Annotated in this window: 20 protein-coding genes; 10 read left to right on the top strand and 10 right to left on the bottom strand. The window is 71.6% G+C overall.

Translation table 11 applies throughout. The features are described 5' to 3' along the window. Window positions 1–265: 265 nt before the first annotated feature. Both OHB00_RS13555 and OHB00_RS13550 read right to left on the bottom strand, forming a co-directional pair. Entirely contained in the window at window positions 266–709 is a 444-nt protein-coding gene (locus OHB00_RS13555) for a hypothetical protein (protein WP_406434608.1), read from the bottom strand. Then, on the bottom strand, window positions 706–1413 hold the full coding sequence (locus OHB00_RS13550) for an ATP-binding protein (RefSeq protein ID WP_406434606.1): 708 nt from the start codon (window positions 1411–1413) through the stop codon (window positions 706–708). Before OHB00_RS13550 ends, OHB00_RS13555 begins: the two co-directional genes overlap by 4 nt. Window positions 1414–1777: 364 nt before the next feature. Here OHB00_RS13550 and OHB00_RS13545 point away from each other — a divergent pair, with 364 nt between their 5' ends. Both OHB00_RS13545 and OHB00_RS13540 read left to right on the top strand, forming a co-directional pair. Next, a complete protein-coding gene (locus OHB00_RS13545; RefSeq protein WP_406434604.1) occupies window positions 1778–2638 on the top strand; it encodes a helix-turn-helix domain-containing protein in 861 nt (286 codons plus the stop codon). Then, window positions 2639–2914: a DUF397 domain-containing protein gene (locus tag OHB00_RS13540; protein ID WP_089100964.1), complete on the top strand. Its 276-nt coding sequence runs from the start codon at window positions 2639–2641 to the stop codon at window positions 2912–2914. Between the two features lie 117 nt (window positions 2915–3031). Here the strand turns inward: OHB00_RS13540 and OHB00_RS13535 are convergent, their stop codons facing one another. From OHB00_RS13535 to OHB00_RS13525, 3 genes are all read right to left on the bottom strand, one after another. Beyond that, a complete protein-coding gene (locus tag OHB00_RS13535) occupies window positions 3032–4519 on the bottom strand; it encodes a glutamate synthase subunit beta (RefSeq protein WP_406434601.1) in 1488 nt (495 codons plus the stop codon). Window positions 4520–4686: 167 nt separating this feature from the next. Further along, window positions 4687–5166 (bottom strand): DUF1772 domain-containing protein, encoded by a 480-nt coding sequence (locus tag OHB00_RS13530; protein WP_406445761.1) that lies wholly within the window; start codon window positions 5164–5166, stop codon window positions 4687–4689. Window positions 5167–5431: 265 nt separating this feature from the next. Beyond that, window positions 5432–6133, bottom strand: coding sequence for a DUF2293 domain-containing protein (locus tag OHB00_RS13525; protein ID WP_406434599.1), 702 nt, complete (start codon window positions 6131–6133; stop codon window positions 5432–5434). 169 nt (window positions 6134–6302) lie between these two features. Between OHB00_RS13525 and OHB00_RS13520 the strand changes: the two genes are divergently transcribed. Both OHB00_RS13520 and OHB00_RS13515 read left to right on the top strand, forming a co-directional pair. Next, window positions 6303–6935: a uridine kinase gene (locus OHB00_RS13520; RefSeq protein ID WP_406434597.1), complete on the top strand. Its 633-nt coding sequence runs from the start codon at window positions 6303–6305 to the stop codon at window positions 6933–6935. 70 nt (window positions 6936–7005) lie between these two features. After that, window positions 7006–7419 carry a PPOX class F420-dependent oxidoreductase gene (locus OHB00_RS13515; protein ID WP_406434595.1) on the top strand — a complete coding sequence of 138 codons (414 nt, stop codon included), beginning with the start codon at window positions 7006–7008 and terminating at the stop codon, window positions 7417–7419. Between the two features lie 24 nt (window positions 7420–7443). On the opposite strand, the gene OHB00_RS13510 is transcribed toward OHB00_RS13515, so the two are convergent. Further along, window positions 7444–8571 carry a magnesium and cobalt transport protein CorA gene (locus OHB00_RS13510; RefSeq protein ID WP_406434593.1) on the bottom strand — a complete coding sequence of 376 codons (1128 nt, stop codon included), beginning with the start codon at window positions 8569–8571 and terminating at the stop codon, window positions 7444–7446. A gap of 268 nt (window positions 8572–8839) precedes the next feature. Between OHB00_RS13510 and OHB00_RS13505 the strand changes: the two genes are divergently transcribed. After that, a complete protein-coding gene (locus OHB00_RS13505) occupies window positions 8840–9634 on the top strand; it encodes a methyltransferase domain-containing protein (protein ID WP_406434591.1) in 795 nt (264 codons plus the stop codon). A gap of 162 nt (window positions 9635–9796) precedes the next feature. Here OHB00_RS13505 and OHB00_RS13500 read toward each other — a convergent pair whose 3' ends face one another. Both OHB00_RS13500 and OHB00_RS13495 read right to left on the bottom strand, forming a co-directional pair. Next, a complete protein-coding gene (locus tag OHB00_RS13500) occupies window positions 9797–10741 on the bottom strand; it encodes a carbohydrate kinase family protein (RefSeq protein WP_406434589.1) in 945 nt (314 codons plus the stop codon). Further along, the gene (locus OHB00_RS13495; RefSeq protein ID WP_406434587.1) at window positions 10726–11634 is read right to left on the bottom strand and encodes a pseudouridine-5'-phosphate glycosidase; all 909 of its coding nucleotides are present in this window, start codon (window positions 11632–11634) and stop codon (window positions 10726–10728) included. Before OHB00_RS13495 ends, OHB00_RS13500 begins: the two co-directional genes overlap by 16 nt. 97 nt (window positions 11635–11731) lie before the next feature. On the opposite strand from OHB00_RS13495, the gene OHB00_RS13490 reads away from it, so the two are divergent. Next, window positions 11732–12160 carry a VOC family protein gene (locus OHB00_RS13490; RefSeq protein WP_406434585.1) on the top strand — a complete coding sequence of 143 codons (429 nt, stop codon included), beginning with the start codon at window positions 11732–11734 and terminating at the stop codon, window positions 12158–12160. A gap of 45 nt (window positions 12161–12205) precedes the next feature. On the opposite strand, the gene OHB00_RS13485 is transcribed toward OHB00_RS13490, so the two are convergent. Then, a complete protein-coding gene (locus tag OHB00_RS13485; protein ID WP_406434583.1) occupies window positions 12206–12760 on the bottom strand; it encodes a methylated-DNA--[protein]-cysteine S-methyltransferase in 555 nt (184 codons plus the stop codon). A gap of 52 nt (window positions 12761–12812) precedes the next feature. Further along, on the bottom strand, window positions 12813–13682 hold the full coding sequence (locus tag OHB00_RS13480) for a glycerophosphodiester phosphodiesterase (protein WP_406434581.1): 870 nt from the start codon (window positions 13680–13682) through the stop codon (window positions 12813–12815). A gap of 287 nt (window positions 13683–13969) precedes the next feature. On the opposite strand from OHB00_RS13480, the gene OHB00_RS13475 reads away from it, so the two are divergent. From OHB00_RS13475 to OHB00_RS13460, 4 genes are all read left to right on the top strand, one after another. Then, window positions 13970–14836: an MHYT domain-containing protein gene (locus OHB00_RS13475; protein ID WP_406434579.1), complete on the top strand. Its 867-nt coding sequence runs from the start codon at window positions 13970–13972 to the stop codon at window positions 14834–14836. Between the two features lie 40 nt (window positions 14837–14876). Beyond that, window positions 14877–17024, top strand: a complete 2148-nt coding sequence (gene uvrB / locus OHB00_RS13470; protein ID WP_406434577.1) for an excinuclease ABC subunit UvrB — start codon at window positions 14877–14879, stop codon at window positions 17022–17024. A gap of 157 nt (window positions 17025–17181) precedes the next feature. After that, window positions 17182–17760, top strand: a complete 579-nt coding sequence (locus OHB00_RS13465) for a TerD family protein (protein ID WP_406434575.1) — start codon at window positions 17182–17184, stop codon at window positions 17758–17760. Window positions 17761–17809: 49 nt separating this feature from the next. Beyond that, window positions 17810–19750, top strand: coding sequence for a TerD family protein (locus OHB00_RS13460; protein WP_406434574.1), 1941 nt, complete (start codon window positions 17810–17812; stop codon window positions 19748–19750). Window positions 19751–19806: the final 56 nt, after the last annotated feature.

Below are 19806 nucleotides of genomic sequence, written 5' to 3'. Positions count from 1 at the left end.
CGGAGCGGCCCCCCGAACAGCAGCTGCTCCGACTCCGACACCTCGGGCGCCGCCGTGTCCCGCCTCTTCCTCACCGCGATCCTCCCCGGGGCCGTGTCCGTGGACGAACGGCCACTATCGCGGCCGGAGCCGCCACCGGGCAGGGCGTGCGACGAGGCTCGCGGGGCGCGGGGGGAGTGCGCGAGGGGTGCGGGCCGAGGCCCGCCGCCGCCGACTCACGCTCGCACCGGCCGGCTTCGTCCCTGTCGGCCGAGGCCGCGCGGCGTCATGCGCTCAGGGGGCGGGACCACTCCGGTGTCGTCCCCGTCGCCCGGCACAGGGCGAGGTACAGCGGTATCGGCGGGGTGTACGGCACCGTGCCGTCGGGCCGGTGGATGAGGCGGGCGGTGTCCGGGAGCAGGGCGCCCGGGCTGTAGTGGGCCGGGGCGGGCCAGGTGAGGGCGTCGTCGGAGTCCGACGGGACGATCCACCACCAGTGCGTGCCATCGGCGAACACGCACCCCACCCGCGGCAGCCGCGGCACGACCAGCGGCCCCAGTCGCGCCGGTACCGCCACGGCGTCGCAGCCCAGCGGTGCCGTCATGCCCTCCGGCACGGGGAACGACCCGTACCCGCCCATACCGTCCGCGGACGACGACCGCCGGTCACGCTTCAGGCGGACCAGGGTGTCGAGGCCCAGCGACCGGGCGGAGCCGGGCGCGCCGTTCATGCCTGCCTCCGCCGGGGTACCGGCCCCAGCGCCCTGGACTGCCCCTCCGCGCCGGAGCCCGACGACGGTGGGCGCGCCGGAGTGTGCGCGGGCCCGTGCGACGAGCCGCGCGACGGACCGGGAGCGGGGCGAGCGCCCCAGCCCAGGTCGTTGCATGGCTCGTCGGTGTCCCGGGCGGCGTCGGTCTGGCGCGGCAGCTCCGCCCAGACCAGCAGCCCAAGCCCGTGTTCCTGAGCCCCCCAGGCCTGACACAGCGCGTCGACGAGGAGCAATCCCCTCCCGTGCTCCTCCTCCGGGCGCTGGGGGGACGGGTGGGGCTCGTCGGGCGCACAGCCCTCGTCGTGCACGGCGATGCGCACCGTGTCGTCATGGTCGTGCAACTCGCACACGACGCGACTGCTCGCGGTGTGCACGATCGCGTTGGTGACCAGCTCGGATATGACCAGCGCGGCGGTGTCGCAGGTGTCCGCGCAGACCGACCAGCCGGTCAGCCGGGCACGCACCAGGCGTCGCGCCTGGGCGGGGGAACCCGGATGGGCGGCCAGCTCGAACCGGAACCGGCGCATGGCAGTGCCCTCACCTGGGTCGACTGCCTCTCCCACGCTCGAACGAGTGCGCACGGGAGGACCCCCATCAGCACCGAGACCGAGACGGTCTGCGGCGGCGTCTGTTCCTAAGGGCGCGGACGGAATCACGCTTGCCACTATCGCCCCGCCGTGAACACTTGGCAAGTGTCACTCTGAAAAATGCAGAGTGCTGTGTGACGCGGTGAAGGGCCGTGGCACACTGCTCGCAACAGCATGTCGAGCGGCGCCAGTTGGGATCAGTGAGGATCCGGCGGACCGATCCGGCCAATGCGACCGATGTCACCGAACAGGATTGTTCCGGCTGTTCGGATGAGTTCGGTTCTCCTGGTCGGCACGGTCGTTCCGTCAGATCTTCGAATGAGTCTTCGAATGGCGCCGCTGGGCTGTCAGCGTGCCGGGTGACACCTGTATGTGCGTGACGGCCGGAACGCCGGCGAGCCCGACGGGTGAGCCCGGCCAGGGAACTTCGTGGAGGTGGGGCGTGAGCGAGCCGCGGTCCGCGCCGACGGTGGGTCAGGTGGTCCTCGGTCGGCGCCTCCTCGACCTGCGGGAACGCGCGGGGCTCAAGCGCGAGGAGGCCGCCCGGGTGCTCCGCGTGGCGCCCGCCACCGTCCGCCGCATGGAGATGGCCGAGGTCGCCCTCAAGATCCCGTACCTCCAACTGCTCCTGAAGGCCTACGGGGTGGCCGACGACGAGGCCGACCTCTTCGTCCGGCTCGCCGAGGACGCCAACAAGCCCGGTTGGTGGCAGCGGTTCCACGACATCCTGCCGAGCTGGTTCTCCATGTACGTCAGCCTGGAGGGCGCGGCGAGCCTGATCCGCTCCTACGAGCCGCACTTCGTGCCCGGGCTGATGCAGACCGAGGACTACGCGCGCGGGGTACTGAAGTCGGGCGCCATCGGCCAGACCGAGCCGGAGGAGATCGAGCGCCATGTCGCCCTGCGCATGCAACGTCAGCAACTGCTCACCCGTACCGATGCCCCCCGCTTCTGGGCGGTGATGGACGAGACCGCCCTGCGCCGCCCGGTCAGCGGTCCGGAGGTGATGCGCGCGCAGATCGACCGACTGCTCGAAGTCACGAAGCTGCCCAATGTGACGCTCCAGGTCGTCCCGTTCTCCAGCGGGCCGCACCCGGGGACGTACGGGCCCTTCGTGCTGTTCCGATTTGCCATGCCCGAACTGCCGGACATGGTCTACAGCGAGTACCTGACCGGCGCCGTCTACCTGGACGCGCGCACCGAGGTGGCGACCCACCTTGAGGTCATGGACCGCATGGCGGCGCAGGCCGCTACGGCACAACGCACGAAGGAGATCCTCCGGGATCTCCGCAAGGAGCTGTGAATGGATCGCATAAAGCCCCAGTCCGGGCCGCGGAACCGCACCGAGCGGATCTACAACGGCATGCCTGCCCGGGAACTGGGCAGCGAGGGCTGGCACAAGCCGTGGAGCGGCGGCAACGGGGGCAACTGCCTGGAGGCGATGAAGCTGGCGGACGGCCGGATCGCCGTCCGCCAGTCGACCGACCCGGACGGGCCGGCGCTGATCTACACCACGGACGAGATGACGGCCTTCATCGAGGGTGCCAAGGCGGGGGAGGCCGACTTCCTGCTCTCCTGATCCTGTTTCTTTCTCTCTTCTGTCCCTTAATCGTTGTTCAGCTTCTTCGTAATGGTGCTGAAGCGTGGGGAGGCCCGCCGGGCCTCCCCCTGACCAGGGCCCCGCAGGGGCCTGCGCCTACACCGTCATCGGCCGGTCGTGCGGCGATATCGGCCACGGCAGTCGCGAACTCCCCGTCAGATAGCGGTCGACGGCCGCCGCCACCGCCCGCCCCTCCGCGATCGCCCACACGATCAGCGACTGCCCGCGCGCCGCGTCCCCGGCGGCGAACACACCGGGCACGTTCGTGGCGAACCCCGCGTCCCGGGAGACGGTGCCGCGCGGCTCCGTCGCCACCCCCAGCTGGTCGAGGAGCCCGTCCTCCCGGTCGGGCCCGGAGAAACCGAGCGCGAGCAGCACCAGGTCGGCGGGGAGCGTCCGCCCGGTCCCCGGCACCGGCAGCCGCGCCTCGTCCACCTCCACCAGGTGGAGTGACCGCACATGCCCGCTCCCGTCACCCGTGAAGTGAAGCGTCGACGCGGCGAACAACCGCGCGTCCGCGTCCGCCGAGGGCGCCGTCTCCAGGTCCCGCGCCTCCTCGTGCGCCGCCGACAGCCGGTAGATCTTCGGATACGTCGGCCAGGGCTCGATGTCCTCGTCCCGATCCGCGCCCGGCTGCGCGTAGATGTCCAACTGGGTCACCGACGCGGCCCGCTCCCGCACCGCCGTACCCAGGCAGTCCGCCCCCGTGTCGCCCCCGCCCACGATCACCACGTGCTTCCCGGCCGCCGACATCGGCGACTCGGCCAGATCTCCCTCGCACACCCGGTTGGCCAGCGGCAGATACTCCATCGCCTGGTGTATTCCCGACAACTCCCGGCCCGGCACCGAAAGTTCCCGCCACGCCGTCGCCCCGGTCGCTATCACCACCGCGTCGTACCGGGCCCGCAGCTCCGCGGCCCGCAGGTCCCGCCCGACCGCCACCGACGTACGGAACTTCGTCCCCTCGGCCCGCATCTGGCCCAGCCGCCGTTCCAGGTGGTGTTTCTCCATCTTGAACGCGGGGATGCCGTACCGCATCAGTCCGCCGAGCCGGTCGTCCTTCTCGTACACGGCGACCGTGTGCCCGGCCCGGGTCAGCTGCTGCGCCGCCGCGAGCCCGGTCGGCCCGGAACCGACCACCGCCACGGTCCGCCCGGACAGCCGCTCCGGCGGCCGCGGCGAGGCGAACCCCTCCGCCCAGGCCCGGTCCGCGATGGCGCACTCGACGTTCTTGATCGTGACGGCGGGCTGGTTGATCGCGAGCACGCACCCCGCCTCGCACGGTGCCGGGCACAACCGTCCCGTGAACTCGGGGAAGTTGTTCGTCGCGTGCAGCCGGTCACTCGCCGCCCGCCAGTCCTCCCGCGACACCAGGTCGTTCCACTCGGGGATCAGGTTGCCCAGCGGACACGCGTCATGGCAGAACGGCACCCCGCAGTCCATGCAGCGGTCCGCCTGTTTGCTGATGATCGGCAGCAGCGCCCCGGGGACGTACACCTCGTCCCAGTCCCCGACCCGCTCCTCCACGGGCCGCCGCGGCCACTCCTCGCGCGGCGTGGTCATGAACCCCTTGGGATCGGCCATGGTCGTCTTCCTCGCGTGCGGTTGCCCCAGGCCGTGCTTCATCGGGCGGCACTCTTTCGGCCACGATACGTCCCCTCGGTGACGCCCGCAGGGTGGCTGACAGCGCTTTCTGGCGGGGTTTCCTCAGGAGAAAGCCAGCCAGGGGTCAGTCTTCTCCCACGTCTCCCTCAGGACAGGGCCAGTACATAGACGACCGCCGCCGCGGCCGACGCGACGGTGCGCACGTGGTTCCAGAGCGTCCACTCACGCACATACACAGGCCAGTAGGAGACGGCCTCCGAAGTGCCCGGATCCAGTCTGGCCAGGGCCTCGTTGCGGGGCACGTTCGCCATCGCGGTCAGCCCGAAGGAACCGAACAGATACAGCCCGCTGCCCAGCAGCAGCTCCACCTTCCCGTCGTCCGGCCACACCACGAACGTCACCACCGCGATCATCGCGCACAGCACCGCCGGCCCCGCGAACACCAGCATGAACGCCGGGGCCAGGGCCGCCCGGTTGATCGCGTTCATCGCGGCGACGCCCTGCGCCGGCGGCAGCGAGGCCAGCCCACGCATCACGAAGGTCGAGAACCCGCAGAACACCCCTGCCACCAGTCCGGTCCCCAGCACCCCCAGCAGAACCAGCACGTAATACGGCCCCTCGATCACGACCACCACACCCACTCTCGCCCCTGGACACCCGCGCCACTCAAGTCAATGCCCACGAGTCACCCCTCCCCATGACTGTGAAGCCCGTCCCCATACACATCCGACCGGATTCACCCCCCGTGCGCACTTCCGTCCCGTGCCCGGCCCGTCCTCACGTCGCCGCCGGAACGGCGTCCGGCGGCGACGTCCCGAGGGGCTGCTGCCTGCGGCGAAACCGCGCGCCCCGACAGATCGCGTCGCCTCGCCGTCCCGCCGCTGCCCGCCGTCACCCGGTCAGGCGGATCTCCACCCCGGCCTCCCACTCCCGCAGCACCGCCTCCACCGTCCGCGCGATCCGCCGCCGCGCCTCGTACCGCGCTACCCCGCTCATCAGCAGCTGGTCGTACGGTGTGTCCACGTGCCGTACCCCCGCCACCACCGCCGAGATCACCGCACCCTCCGACAGCGTCCGCCCGGCCGCCGTCCGCCCGACCCGCCCGCTGCCCCGCACCGAGGCGTGCGCCGCGATCGCCCGGGCCCGCTCCGCTGGACAGCCCGGGAAAAGACGCAGGATCTCCGCCGCGAACGCGTCCGTGAACCGCACGTCCTCGGCCGCCCGCCGTTTGGCGTCCCGCGCCCGGCGCCGCCGCCGCGCCTCGGCGTCGGCCAGGCAGCGCGCCTCGGCCCGGGCCAGCGCGGCCTCCTCCACCAGGACGCCCTGCCGCTCGTAGCGGCTCCTGCGCCGGTTGAACCGCACCACCACCGCCGACAGCGTGCTCTCCTCCCGTGACCGCCGGGTCAGCGCCGTGTCGCCACGCGGCAGGAACACCAGATGCCCGAGGTCGGCACAGTCCAGGCACCGCGGCATTCCGTCCTCCACCACCAGCAGCGACAGCGGCCCCCGTCGGCACGCCGCACACCGCTTGTGCCTCAGCGGCTGTACGACGAGAAGGCCACCGTGGTGAGGGGGAGTTGCAAGACGCGTCATATGCGGTACTTTCCCCGCTCCAGGGAGTGATCTCACGTCGTTCGCGCCCCCTGTGAGCCGGTCTGCGTCATTCTGCCGCCCTGCTCGCGGCCCGTCCCGCCACCGCCATCACTGCCCGGCCCCGGAACCACCCCGCCGTGCCCAACGGCCGACCCGGCATCATGATCCTGTGCGACTCGAAGCGATCACCTGGGACCGGCTCGCCGAGCGGCTCGCCGAGCGGCTGGCCGGACTGGAGCCCGCCGACGGGAGTGCCTGGCCGCGCGTCGCCTTCGACGGTGCCCCGGCCGCCCGGCCCGGCGACCTCGCGGAGCGCGTCGGCGAGGCACTGCGCGTATGGGGACGGCCGTCGCTCGTCGTGGGCGCCGAGGGCTTCATGCGCCCCGCCTCGCTGCGCCTGGAGCACGGGCGCCGGGACGCGGAGTCTTACTACGCTGGCTGGTTCGACACCAACGCTCTGTGGCGTGAGGTCTTCGGCCCCCTCGACCCCGGCGGGACCGGCCGTGTCCTGCCCGACCTGTGGGACCCGGCGACCGACCGCGCCACCCGCAGCCCCTATGTCCAACTCCCGCCCGGCGGTCTCCTGTTGCTGCACGGGCCGCTGCTGCTGCGGCACTGGTTCCCGTTCGACCTGACCGTCCACCTCCTGCTCACCCCCGGTGCCCTGCGCCGCCGTACCCCCGAGACCGACCACTGGACCCTGCCCGCCTTCGAGCGCTACGCGGCCGAGACCGACCCCGCCGGCACCGCCGACGTCCTGGTCCGCGCCGACGACCCGCGGCATCCGGCATGGACCGGCTGAGCGGCTCTGCGGCGCGATGTGATCCGGCAAACCGCTTTTACATGCGCATGCATCTAAGTAGTCTGGTCGCATGACGAGCTCCTTGATCGCTCCCGTCGCTTTCGACGACTCCCTCCGTGCCCTCCTCGACGCCAGGAACTTCGCCGGCGTGGCCACCCTCGGTCCCGACGGTGCCCCGCACAACTCGGTGGTCTGGATCAAGCGTGAGGGCGACACCGTCCTCTTCTCCTCCACCGAGGGCCGCCAGAAGGTGCGCAACCTCCGCCGCGACCCCCGCGTCAGTCTCACGGTCTTCGACCTGGCCAACCCCTACCACTCGGCCGAGATCCGCGGCACCGCCGAGATCCTCCCGGACCCGGACAAGCGGCTGCCGCACGAGCTCTCCCACAAGTACCTCGGTATCGACCCGCCGGCGGAGAAGGGCGAGGAGACCCGCCTGATCATCAGGGTCGTGCCGCGCAGAGTCGTCGCCTTCTCGGCCTGAAGCGCCGCTCTTCGGGCGGACGGCTCAGAGCCAGCCGTTGCGCCGGAAGCCCCGGTACAGCACCAGACAGGCCACGGATATGACGCCGATGACGAGCGGGTAGCCGAACCGCCAGTGCAGCTCCGGCATGTGATCGAAGTTCATGCCGTACACACCGCAGACCATCGTCGGCACGGCGATCACCGCGGCCCAGGCCGTGATCTTCCGCATGTCCTCGTTCTGCGCGACCGTCACCTGTGCCAGATGGGCCTGGAGAATGGAGTTGAGCAACTCGTCGAAGGCCGCGATCTGTTCCTTCGCCCGCATCAGATGGTCGAGCACATCCCTGAAGTAGGCCTGTATCTCCGGGGCGATCACCCGTATCGGCCGGGTGGTCAGCTCCTCCATCGGCCTGCCGAGCGGCACCACCGCCCGCTTCAGCTCCAGGAGTTCCCGCTTCATCTGGTAGATACGGCCCGGGTCCGCCCGCGCGCCGTTCTCCGCGAACACGTCCGCCTCGACCTGGTCGATGTCGCCCTGCACCGCGTCCGTGACGTTCAGGTAGTCGTCGACCACGTGGTCCGCGATGGCGTGCAGCACCGCCGCCGGCCCCTTGGCGAGCTGGTGCGGCGCGGCCTCCAGCCCCTCGCGCAGCGGCCCCAGCGAACCGTGCCGGCCGTGCCGTACCGTGATCACGAAGTCCTCGCCGAGGAACACCATGATCTCGCCGGTGTCGACCACCTCACTGGTCGCCGTCAGCTTCTCGTGCTCGACGTAGCAGACCGTCTTGAACACCGCGAACAGCGTCTCGCCGTACCGCTCCACCTTTGGGCGCTGATGGGCCTCGACCGCGTCCTCCACGGCCAGCGGGTGCAGGTCGAACAGTTCGGCGATGCCCGCGAACTCCGTGTCCGTCGGTTCGTGCAGCCCCAGCCAGACGAACCCCTCGCCCTTCTTGCGCACCCGCTCCACGGCCGAGAACAGATCGCTGCACTCCGGGACCCGCGCCCCGTCCTCGTACGTCACGCAGTTGACCACCGAGGAACCCAGCGGGGACCGTGCGTGATGGTTCAGGTCGACGCGGGGCAGCCGCCGGGCCAGCCGCGCCACCCTGCGCAGGCCGCCGACCCTGCCCAGCCCCGTGACCTTCCGCAGATTCCCTGCCATCGTCATCCGGATCTCCTTGCGTGGATCCACTCGCGCAACGCTTCCCGCCTTGCCCGGCAAGTCTGCCAGCCCGGTGTGAGACACGGGTAAGCCTGTGGGAACGGCGAGTTCCGCTTGGTTCCCGCCTGTGGACAACCGGATGCCCGGCTCGGACCCCTGCCGGTCGACAGCGAGTTGTCCCCGTATCGGAGTTCCCCGTCCCCGCCGACGGCACGCCCGCCACGGCGGAGCGTCGGCCGTCCCGGACAAGCCGGGCAACTGGGATCATCGCTTCATGACACAGGCCGACGGGTATCTCCTCGACAACCGCCAGAGCGAGGCCAAGCAGCGCTTCGACGCCTTCGCGAGCCTCTTCGACCCGACCACCTTCCGCCACCTTGAGGCATGCGGTCTCGGACCGGGCCGGCGCTGCTGGGAGGTCGGGGCCGGGGGCACCTCCGTGGTGGCCTGGCTGGCCGAGAAGGTCGGGCCGACCGGTCGGGTCGTCGCCACCGACATCGACACCTCGCTGCTCGCCGCGGCCGCCCGGGCGCCGGTCGAGGTCCGCACCCACGACGTCGGCGCCGAGGAGCCGCCGGGGGAGGACTTCGACCTGGTGCACGCCCGGCTGGTGCTGGTCCATGTGCCGGACCGGGAACGGGCGTTGCGCTCCATGATCAAGGCCTTGCGTCCCGGCGGACGACTGCTGATCGAGGACGCCGACCCCGCCCTCCAGCCCCTCACCTGCCCCTACGAGTACGGCCCCGAGCAGCAGCTCGCCAACCGCCTGCGCCAGGGCTTCCGCAAGCTCCTCGCCGAACGCGGCGCCGACCTCTCGTACGGCCGCAAGCTTCCCCGGCTGCTCCGCGAGGCCGGGCTGCAGGAGGTGGAAGCCGACGCCTACTTTCCCGTCGCCTCGTCCGCCTGCACCGCCCTGGAGACCGCCACCGTCCGGCAGATCCGCGGCCGACTGGTCGCGGCCGGCCTGGCCACCGACGCGGACGTCGACCAGCACCTGGCCAACGTCGCGTCGGGCAGCATGGACCTCGCCACGGCCCCGATGATCTCGGCGTGGGGCCGCAAGCCGTAGCCCGCCGCTGCCGGGCGGCGCGGCGTGGGGCCGCAAGCTGTAGTTCGCCGCTGCCGGGCGCGGTGCCGTGGTCGGTCGCGGCGTGTGGGCGTGGTGCCGTGGTCGGTCGCGCGGCGTGGGGCCGCAAGCCGTAGCCCGCCGCTGCCGGGCGCGGTGCCGTGGTCACTCGCGGGCGGGTGGTCTCGCGCCCACGCGTTCCACGGCTCGGGCGCCCGCCCGGCAGCCCCGCGCCGTCGCCTCCCGCGCATCCGCGCCGGCGACCAGCGCGGCGAGGAACGCCCCGGTGAAGGCGTCACCGGCGCCCGTGGTGTCCCGGAGCCTCGCCGGTGCGGCCGGGATGCGCGCGAGGATGTGGCCCGACCGGGCCACCAGCGCGCCGTCCGCCCCTGCCTTGGCCACCACCAGCGGCACCTGGCGGCTCAGCTTGGCCGCGGCGTCCGCCGGATCGGGCAGCCCCGTCAGCAGACAGGCCTCGTCCCGGCTCGGCAGCAGGACGTCCACCCCCTCGACGAGCGCCAGAAAGCGGTCCACGCCCAGCGCCACGAGAAACCCCGCCGACGCCGGGTCCAGGCTCACCGGCACGCCACGCGCGCGTGCCGCCGCCAGGGCCACCGCCATCAGCGCCCGGCTCGGTTCGGAGAACAGCAGATAACCGGACAGGTGCAACCGGGCCACCCCGTCGAGCAGCGCGTCCGACCAGTCGGCGGGCTCCAGCCGCAGGGAGGCCCCGCTGTCCGTGAGGAAGGTGCGCTCGGCCGAGGCACCGTTGTCGACCAGGCAGATCACCGTCCCGGTCGCCGCCTCCGGATCCACCACGAGCCGGGGCCGCACCCCGGCGGCGACCAGCTCCCGCTCGTGCCACCGCACCGCGTCCGCGCCGACCCGCCCCAGCAGCCGTACGTCCGCACAGCCCGTGTGAGCGGCCCAGCTGGCCACATTGGCGCCCGCCCCGCCGGGCAGCGTCCGGATCACCGCGGCCGTGTCGGTGCCGGCCGCGAGCGGCCCCCGGTACCGCGCGACGACATCGGTGACGACGTCCCCGACGACCAGCAGCGCCCCACCCCCGTCCGGCCCTGCCTCCCGCCCGGCCGTCACCCCCTGGCCCACGCCGAGGCGATCCGTGCTGCCAGCCGCACATTGCCGCGCACGGCCGCCAGGTTGGCCTCCAGCGAGGCGCCGTCCGTGTGCCGGACCAGATAGTCGAGAAGGAACGGCGTGACCGCCTGACCGGTGATCCCTTCCGCGTCGCACGCGCGCAGCGCGTCGGCGAGTACGCGCCCGTGCAGTGCCGGGTCGAGCTGTTCCGCCTCCGGGACGGGGTTGGCGACGATCAGCGCGGTGTCCGCCGCGTCGAGCGCGTCCTGCGCCCGCATGACGTCCGCTACCTGCTCCGGGCTCCGAAGCGTCCAGTCGACCGGATACCCGGAGTCGGACAGGTAGAAGCCGGGGAAGCGGTCCGTACCGTATCCGGCGACGGCCACGCCCAGGGTCTCCAGGCGCTGGAGGGTCGCCGGCACGTCCAGGATCGACTTCACGCCCGCGCACACCACCGTGATCCGGGTGCGCGCCAACAGGCCCAGGTCGGCGGACTCGTCCTGGGTCACCGTCCACTCCCGGTGCACGCCGCCGAGACCGCCCGTCGCGAACACCCGGAGGCCGGCCAGCGCGGCCAGCTGTGCCGTCGCCGACACGGTGGTCGCCCCGCTCGCCTGTGCCGCCACGGCGAGCGGCAGGTCGCGGTGGCCCAGCTTGCGGATCCCGTCCTCGTTGGCGATCCGCTCCAACTGCTCCTTGTCCAGCCCGACATGGGGCCGCCCGTCCAGCACGGCGATGGTCGCGGGCACCGCGCCCGCACGCCGTACCGTGTCCTCCAGCTCCAGCGCCACCTGGAGGTTGCGCGGGCGCGGCAGCCCGTGCGCGATGATCGTGGACTCCAGGGCGACCACCGCACGACCCGCGTCGAGCGCGTCCCTGACCTCTTCCGACACCACCAGCACCACGCCTGCCTCCTGTCCGTCGGTCTTCCCTCATCTCTGGCGAGGGCCACACCCGGCTAAACGCTTGCGGCCTGTGGGGGACGCCACCAGCCTGGGCGGCATGACGAATCACCCGGCACGTCTGGACCACGTCGTCCTCTGGGTCGCCGACCCGGCCGCCGCGGCCGGCTTCTACGAGCGGATGCTCGGCCTGGAGCCGCTGCGGGTCGCCGAGTTCACCGCGGGAGAGGTGCCCTTTCCCTCCGTACGCGTCAACGAGGAGACCATCATCGACCTCGCACCGCTCACCCTCGTCGAGCGCACGCCGGCGCTCCCCGGCGCCGCCGACAGCGCGGGCCACCCCGTGAACCACGTGTGTCTGTCCCTGCCGTCCGACGCCTTCGACGCCCTGCGTGCCCGGCTCGCCGAGCACGCCGTCCCCATGACCGACATCGGACACGACTCCTTCGGCGCCCGCGGCAGGGCTCCGCGCAACTTCTACTTCCGCGACCCCGACGGCAACGTGGTGGAGGCACGCCACTACGGCTGACAGCGCCGGCGGGGCGCCGCACGACGGGGGCTCGGGGACCGCGCCTCAGAACAGCGGCTCGGGCAGCACACCTTCCAGGGCGAGCAGCTTCCGCTTGGTCTCCAGACCGCCCCCGAACCCGCCGATCCCGCCGTCGCTCTCCACCACCCGGTGACACGGCACGACGACCGGCAGCGGATTGGCGCCCATCGCCGTGCCCACCGCCTGCGCTCCGCCGGGCTGCCCGACCCGCCCCGCCAGATCGCCGTACCCGACCACCGTGCCGTACGGGACTCCGGCGGCCAGTTCGCGCAGCACCTGCCGGTTGAAGCCGGAGATCAGCGACCAGTCCAGCGGCAGGTCGAAGTCCTGCCGCCGGCCCGCGAAGTACGCCTCCAGCTGGGACGTCGCCTCGGCCAGCACCGGGTCCATGGGATCCTCGACGGGCTCGGTGCCCAGGCGGGCCGCCAGCCGCTCCACCGTCCGCTCCCGTACCGCGTCGGTGGCGTGGAACACCACGTTGACCAGCCCGCTGCCGGTCGCCGCGAGCAGCAGCGGGCCGATGTCGGTGCCCACGACGGCCCACACCACCCGCTGCCCGTACTGCCCTTCGCTGTCCATGCGTCCCACCGTACGGCCGGCCACTGACAATGCCCGCCGCCCCGGCCCGGGGTCAGCTCGCGCGCAGCGCGGCCCGCACCACGTCCGGCTTGTTGGTGATGATCCCGTCCACGCCGTAGCCGACGGCCTTCCAGGTGGTGACCGCGTCGTTCACCGTCCAGGTGAAGACCCGCAGCGGTCTGCCGTGCGGCCCGTCGAACGAGTGCACGGTGTTCACATAGCCGGCGGAGATCGAGTTCACCGAGGGGTTGATCAGGTCGGCGAAGCCCGCGTAGCGGTGCAGGGACGCCACGGACGGTGTGCCGAGGTAGCCGGTCGTCACTGCAGGCCGGAGATCGTGCACGATACGCAGGCTGTCCGCGCTGAAGCTCTGCACGACGAGCCGGTCCAGGTGCCGGCGGTCCAGCCACCCCTCGTTGCCCAGCAGCTTGAGGATCTGCTGCTCGATGCCCGGATACAGCTCCGGGTTCTTGACCTCCAGGAGCAGCTTCTCGTGGTTGTGCTCGACCCGGCGCATGTACTGCGCCAGCGTCGGCACACGCGTGCCCCGGTACGAGGGGGAGAACCAGCTGCCCGCGTCCAGCCGGGCGATCTCGGCCGCGGTGAAGTCCTTCACCTTCCAGGGCGCCCGGCCGGGGAAGACCTGTTCGGCGTCGGTGGTGCGCTGGAGGCTGTCGTCGTGGATGACGACGAGCCGGCCGTCCTTGGTGCGCTGGACGTCGTTCTCGACCCAGGTGAAGCCCAGTGCGGCTGCCTTGTCGATGGCGGCCAGGGTGTTCTCCGGGGCGTAGGCGGAGGCACCCCGGTGCGCGAGCACCGTGGGCTCGGCCGCGTCGCCTGCCCGGGCGGCGGGGACGGGGCTCAGCAGGGCGGCCGTTCCCAGGACCGCGGCGGCCGTGGCGGCGACTGCGCGCGCGTGCATGCGTAGTCCTCACGTCGAGCGAATACGGACAGCACAAGAGTGACAGCAGTGAGTCAACGGCGGTCGGGTGGCGGTCGGGTACGGGATGGCCACAGATTGAACGGAGTTGCCCAAGCTCGCTCACTGTTGCCGCACAACTGCGGCAAGGGCGTGTTTCTTTGCCGGAAAATCGTTCGACCATTCCGGTGCGGGTCATACTCTCTGCGTCAACCCTGACCGCTCGGGCGGTCCTGGGACGGGGCGCATTGCAGATATTCCGGGACGCAAAGGGTGAAGGGCAGCCGCGCATGCAGGGCACGGTCGACGGATTCAGCTATGGGGTCGTCACCCCGCTGGTGGCCTATCTCATGGCCTGCCTCGGTGGCGCCCTCGGGCTGCGCTGCACGACCCGGGCGATGCTGGTGACCCACTCCTGGCGGCCCGCCTGGCTCGCCCTGGGCTCGGCGGCGATCGGCTCCGGCATATGGACCATGCACTTCGTCGCCATGATGGGGTTCAGCGTCAAGGAGACGCCGATCCACTACGACAAACCGATCACCTATGCGAGCCTCGGTCTCGCCATCGTCATGGTGAGTGTCGGGATCTTCATAGTCGGCTACCGCGGCGCCACCGGAACGGCGCTCTTCACGGGCGGCACCATCACCGGTCTGGGCATCGCCTCCATGCACTACCTCGGCATGGCCGGCCTGCGTCTCAACGGAACCCTGGAGTACAACACGCTCACGGTGGCCGTGTCGGTGGTGATAGGGGTCGTGGCCGCCACCTCGGCCCTGTGGGCGGCCGGGAAGGTACGCGGCTTCCTGTGGAGTGTCGGCGCGAGCCTCGTGATGGGACTCGCTGTCAGCGGCATGCACTACACCGGCATGGCCGCCCTCTCCGTCCACCTCCACAGCTCCGGCGTGACGACGCCGGGGGACTCGCCGGCCTCGCTGCTCGCCCCGATGCTGATCGGCCCGATGGCGTTCCTCTGTCTCGCCGCCGTCGTCGTGATCTTCGACCCGCTGATGGTCACGGGCAGGCCCGACCGGCTCCGCGCGGAGCACAAGCCGGGCGTCCCGGCCGACGAGGTCACCCACCACCCGAGCCGCCGCCCGCCCCTCCGCGTCGGCCGCCAGCAGAGCCACCACAGCTCACGCACCCCGCAGAACCGCTGATCAGAACCGGTTGTCAGTGCGGGGTCGTACGGTGGAACCCATGCGGCCCGTTTCCCACATCGAACGCACGGTGGCGCCCTTCGAGGTCGTCAGCCCGTACCAGCCCAGCGGCGACCAGCCGGCGGCCATCGCCGACCTGGCCAGGCGCATCGAGGCCGGTGAGAAGGACGTCGTCCTCCTGGGCGCGACCGGCACCGGCAAGTCCGCCACCACCGCGTGGATGATCGAGAAGCTCCAGCGCCCCACCCTGGTGATGGCGCCGAACAAGACGCTGGCCGCCCAGCTGGCCAACGAGTTCCGCGAGCTCCTCCCGAACAACGCGGTCGAATACTTCGTCTCGTACTACGACTACTACCAGCCCGAGGCGTACGTCCCGCAGTCGGACACCTACATCGAGAAGGACTCCTCGATCAACGAGGAGGTCGAGCGGCTGCGCCACTCCGCCACCAACTCGCTGCTCACCCGCCGCGACGTGATCGTGGTCGCCTCGGTCTCCTGCATCTACGGCCTCGGTACGCCGCAGGAGTACGTCGACCGGATGGTCCCGCTGCGGGTCGGCGACGAGATCGACCGCGACGACCTGCTGCGCCGCTTCGTGGACATCCAGTACACGCGCAACGACATGGCGTTCACCCGCGGCACCTTCCGCGTCCGCGGCGACACCATCGAGATCTTCCCGGTCTACGAGGAGCTCGCCGTCCGCATCGAGATGTTCGGCGACGAGATCGAGGCGCTCTCCACCCTCCACCCGCTCACCGGCGAGATCATCAGCGACGACCGGCAGCTGTACGTCTTCCCGGCCTCGCACTACGTCGCCGGCCCCGAACGCATGGAGCGGGCCGTCAACGACATCGAGAAGGAGCTGGGGGAGCGTCTGGCCGAGCTGGAGAAGCAGGGCAAGCTCCTGGAGGCCCAGCGGCTGCGCATGCGCACCACGTACGACATCGAGATGCTCCGCCAGATCGGCACCTGCTCCGGTGTGGAGAACTACTCGATGCACTTCGACGGCCGCTCGCCCGGCTCCCCGCCGAACACCCTGCTCGACTACTTCCCCGACGACTTCCTCCTCGTCATCGACGAGTCGCATGTCACCGTGCCGCAGATCGGCGCCATGTACGAGGGCGACGCCTCCCGCAAGCGCACCCTGGTCGACCACGGCTTCCGGCTGCCCTCCGCGCTGGACAACCGCCCGCTGAAGTGGGAGGAGTTCCAGGAACGGATCGGACAGGCCGTGTATCTGTCGGCGACCCCCGGCACGTACGAGATCTCCCGCGCGGACGGCGTCGTCGAGCAGATCATCCGCCCCACCGGCCTCGTCGACCCCGAGGTCGTCGTCAAGCCCACCGAGGGCCAGATCGACGACCTGGTGCACGAGATCCGCAAGCGCACCGAGAAGGACGAGCGTGTCCTGGTCACCACGCTCACCAAGAAGATGGCCGAGGACCTCACCGACTACTTCCTTGAGCTCGGCATCCAGGTGCGCTATCTGCACAGCGACGTCGACACCCTGCGCCGCGTCGAGCTGCTGCGCGAGCTGCGCTCCGGTGAGTACGACGTCCTGGTCGGCATCAACCTCCTGCGCGAGGGCCTCGACCTGCCGGAGGTCTCCCTGGTGGCGATCCTCGATGCCGACAAGGAGGGCTTCCTGCGCTCAGGCACCTCGCTGATCCAGACCATCGGCCGCGCGGCGCGCAATGTCTCCGGTCAGGTCCACATGTACGCCGACAAGATCACCCCGGCGATGGCGAAGGCCATCGACGAGACCAACCGGCGGCGGGAGAAGCAGGTCGCCTACAACACGGCCAACGGCATCGACCCGCAGCCGCTGCGCAAGAAGATCAACGACATCGTCGCCCAGATCGCCCGTGAAGACGTCGACACCGAACAACTGCTCGGCTCGGGCTACCGCAAGCTGAAGGACGGCAAGGCCGGCAAGGCTCCCGTCCCGGCCCTGGGCGACAAGGCGGCCAAGGGCGCGAAGGCCGGCAAGGCCACCAAGGGCAAGGCCAAGGAAACGGTGCCCACCGACCGTCCGGCGGCCGAACTCGCCGAGCAGATCGAGGAGATGACGGAGCGCATGCGGGCCGCCGCCGCGGATCTGCAGTTCGAGATCGCGGCCCGGCTGCGCGACGAGGTCTCCGAGATGAAGAAGGAGCTGCGCCAGATGAGGGAGGCGGGCCTGGCCTGACCCCTGGGCCGCCGCCGGACCCCGGCAAGGGCGCGAAGTGTTGCAGGACCGACACAAAGCGCGGGCCGGGGTTCGGCACTGTCAGCGGCGCTGCATAGGGTTTCGGGCAACCGCGCACTTCGCGGCAACCGGGGACATCCGACGAGGGGAAGCAGCCGTGACCGTCAACATGACCAAGGGTCAGGCCATCAGCCTGGAGAAGAAGGACGGCGGCTCCCTGAGTGCGGTCCGCATGGGTCTTGGTTGGAAGGCGGCACCCCGGCGCGGGCTGTTCGGCTCGCGCACCCGTGAGATCGACCTGGACGCCTCGGCGGTGCTGTTCGCCGACAAGCAGCCCGTCGACGTCGTGTTCTTCCGGCACCTGGTGAGCGACGACGGCTCGGTCCGCCACACGGGCGACAACCTCGTCGGCGGCGCCGGCCAGGGCGGCGACGACGAGGCCATCCTCGTCGACCTCGCGCGTGTCCCGGTCCACGTGGACCAGATCATCTTCACCGTCAACTCCTTCACCGGGCAGACCTTCCAGGAAGTGCAGAACGCCTTCTGCCGACTGGTCGACGAGACCACCGGCCAGGAGCTCGCGCGCTACACGCTCGACGGCGGCGGGGAGTACACCGCCCAGATCATGGCGAAGGTGCACCGGTCGGGATCCGGCTGGACGATGACGGCCCTGGGCGTCCCGGCCAAGGGCCGCACCTTCCAGGACCTGGTGCCGGCGATCCTGCCGAGCCTCTAGCAGCGGCCCGGCGGCACACGCGGACACGACACACTGGGGGACGTGGGCAATGGCGGCCGAGCTGGTGCGCGGGCAGAACCATCCGCTCTCGCGGAACCGGATCGAGATCCGGATCTCGGCCGACGCGCCGGTCGTGGCCGGCGCCACCCTCGCCGACGAGAGCGGCCGGGTGCGGGGCGCCGACGGGGTGGCCCATCCGGGCGCGCCCACGCTGCCCGGCATCGAGGTCTCCCGGCAGGCGGCCGCCGAGCACCGGCTCGCCGTCGACCTCGACGCCATGCCCGAGACCGTGCACCGGGTCAGCGTCCTGATCGCCCTGCCCGCCACGCCCGGCGGCCCGCCCCGCTTCGGTGCCCTCGCGGCCCCGCGCGCCGCGGTGACCGGACTCGACGGTACCGAGGTCGCCGGCTACACCCTCACCGGCCTGGACGCCGAGTCGGCGGTCGTCGTCCTGGAGCTCTACCGCCGCCAGACCGCCTGGAAGATCCGCGCGGTGGGCCAGGGGTACGCCGCGGGCCTCCCGGCGCTCCTCGCCGACCAGGGCCTGCCCCAGGCCGCCGAACTAGCCCGCGGGATCGAGGAAGCGGTGGCGCGCGGCCTGGCCCGCGCGGTCCCGGCGCACGCCACGGACGCCGACCGCCCCCGCCGCACGGCCGCCTCCGCCACCGGCCCCGACCTGCCGGCCACCGCCGCCGGATCGCCGCAGGGCGTGCCGGCCCCCGGCGACAGCGCGGTCCGGCCCGGCCCTTCCGGGGAACCGGCGGCCGCCACGCCGGGCAGCGGTCCCATCGACTACACGCACCCGAAGCGACGTCGGCCGTCCCGCCTCCCGGCCCCCGAGGTGTCGGCCCCGGCGGACGGCCCCGCGCCGCCTGTCGCGGGTGACGCGGCCGGCTGGTCCATGGACGAGCGGCTCTACAACCAGGTCTGGGGCATGTTCGAGGACCTGGCCCGTTCCACCGCCGCGTATCGCAGCGCTGTCGACTTCGCCGAGTCTCGCCTGGAGAAGGAGCTCGACCAGGTCCTCGCCGATCCGCGCAGCCGGCTGGGCTCGGCGGGCGACGCCGCCCGCGAGGCGGCCCAGGCCCGGCAGGCCCAGCTGGTCGACCAGGCGCGGGCGGCTCTCGACCGGGACCTCGCCCAGCTCACCGCCGAGTCCGAGGTCGTCGAGCCCGCGCTGCCACCGGCGTACGCCCGCTGGGACAACCCCGTCTGGCACGGCTACCGGGTGCCGGCAGAACCGCCGATGGCCGTCCGGCTGGGCGACCTCCACCTGCCGGAGAGCGACCCGCTGCGCATTCCGATGCTGGTCCGGCTGCCCCTGGAGCGGGGCCTGTGGATCGACAGCGGGGTGCCCGACGACTCCCGGTACGAGGAGGCGGGTGGGCTGCGGGACCTCGCGCTGCAGACGGCGGTGGCGGTCGCGGCCCGGCTGCTCGCCGTCCATCCGGCGGGGGAGTTCGGCGTGCGGGTCATCGATCCGGCGGGGGCCGGCGCGTCCGCGCTCGCACCGCTGACGGGGACAGGTGCGCTGGACGCGCCGCCCGCGACGGGAGCCGCCGGTGTGGCGGGCATCCTGGGGCGCCTCACCGAGCGCGTCGACCTGGTGCAGATGGCGATGCGCGGCGGTGCGTCCGACGCGCTGCCACCCGGTCCGGACACCTCGCGGCAGCTGCTGATCGTGAACGACTTCCCGTACGGCTTCGACGACCGGGCCGTCACCCAACTGCGCTGTCTCGCGGACGAAGGCCCGGACGTCGGCGTCCATCTCCTGCTGGTCGCCGATCGTGAGGACGCCGCCGCCTACGGCCCGTTGCTCGATCCGCTCTGGCGTTCACTGATGCGACTCACGCCGATCCCGGACGATCACCTGGCCGACCCCTGGGTGGGGCATGCGTGGACGTACGCTCCCTGCCTCGTACCGCCTGGCAGTCACGTGCTCCAGCAGGTGCTCAGCCAGGTCGCGACAGCTCGCACCAAGCCTGCGTAAAGGACTCTGAACAGCCAACTTGGCCTTTTCTTTGCCAGGTCCTTTACCTTCCCTTG

The sequence above is a fragment of the Streptomyces sp. NBC_00631 genome, assembly GCF_045206895.1.
Taxonomy (GTDB): domain Bacteria; phylum Actinomycetota; class Actinomycetes; order Streptomycetales; family Streptomycetaceae; genus Streptomyces.
This window is presented reverse-complemented; position numbering and strand designations above follow the sequence as displayed.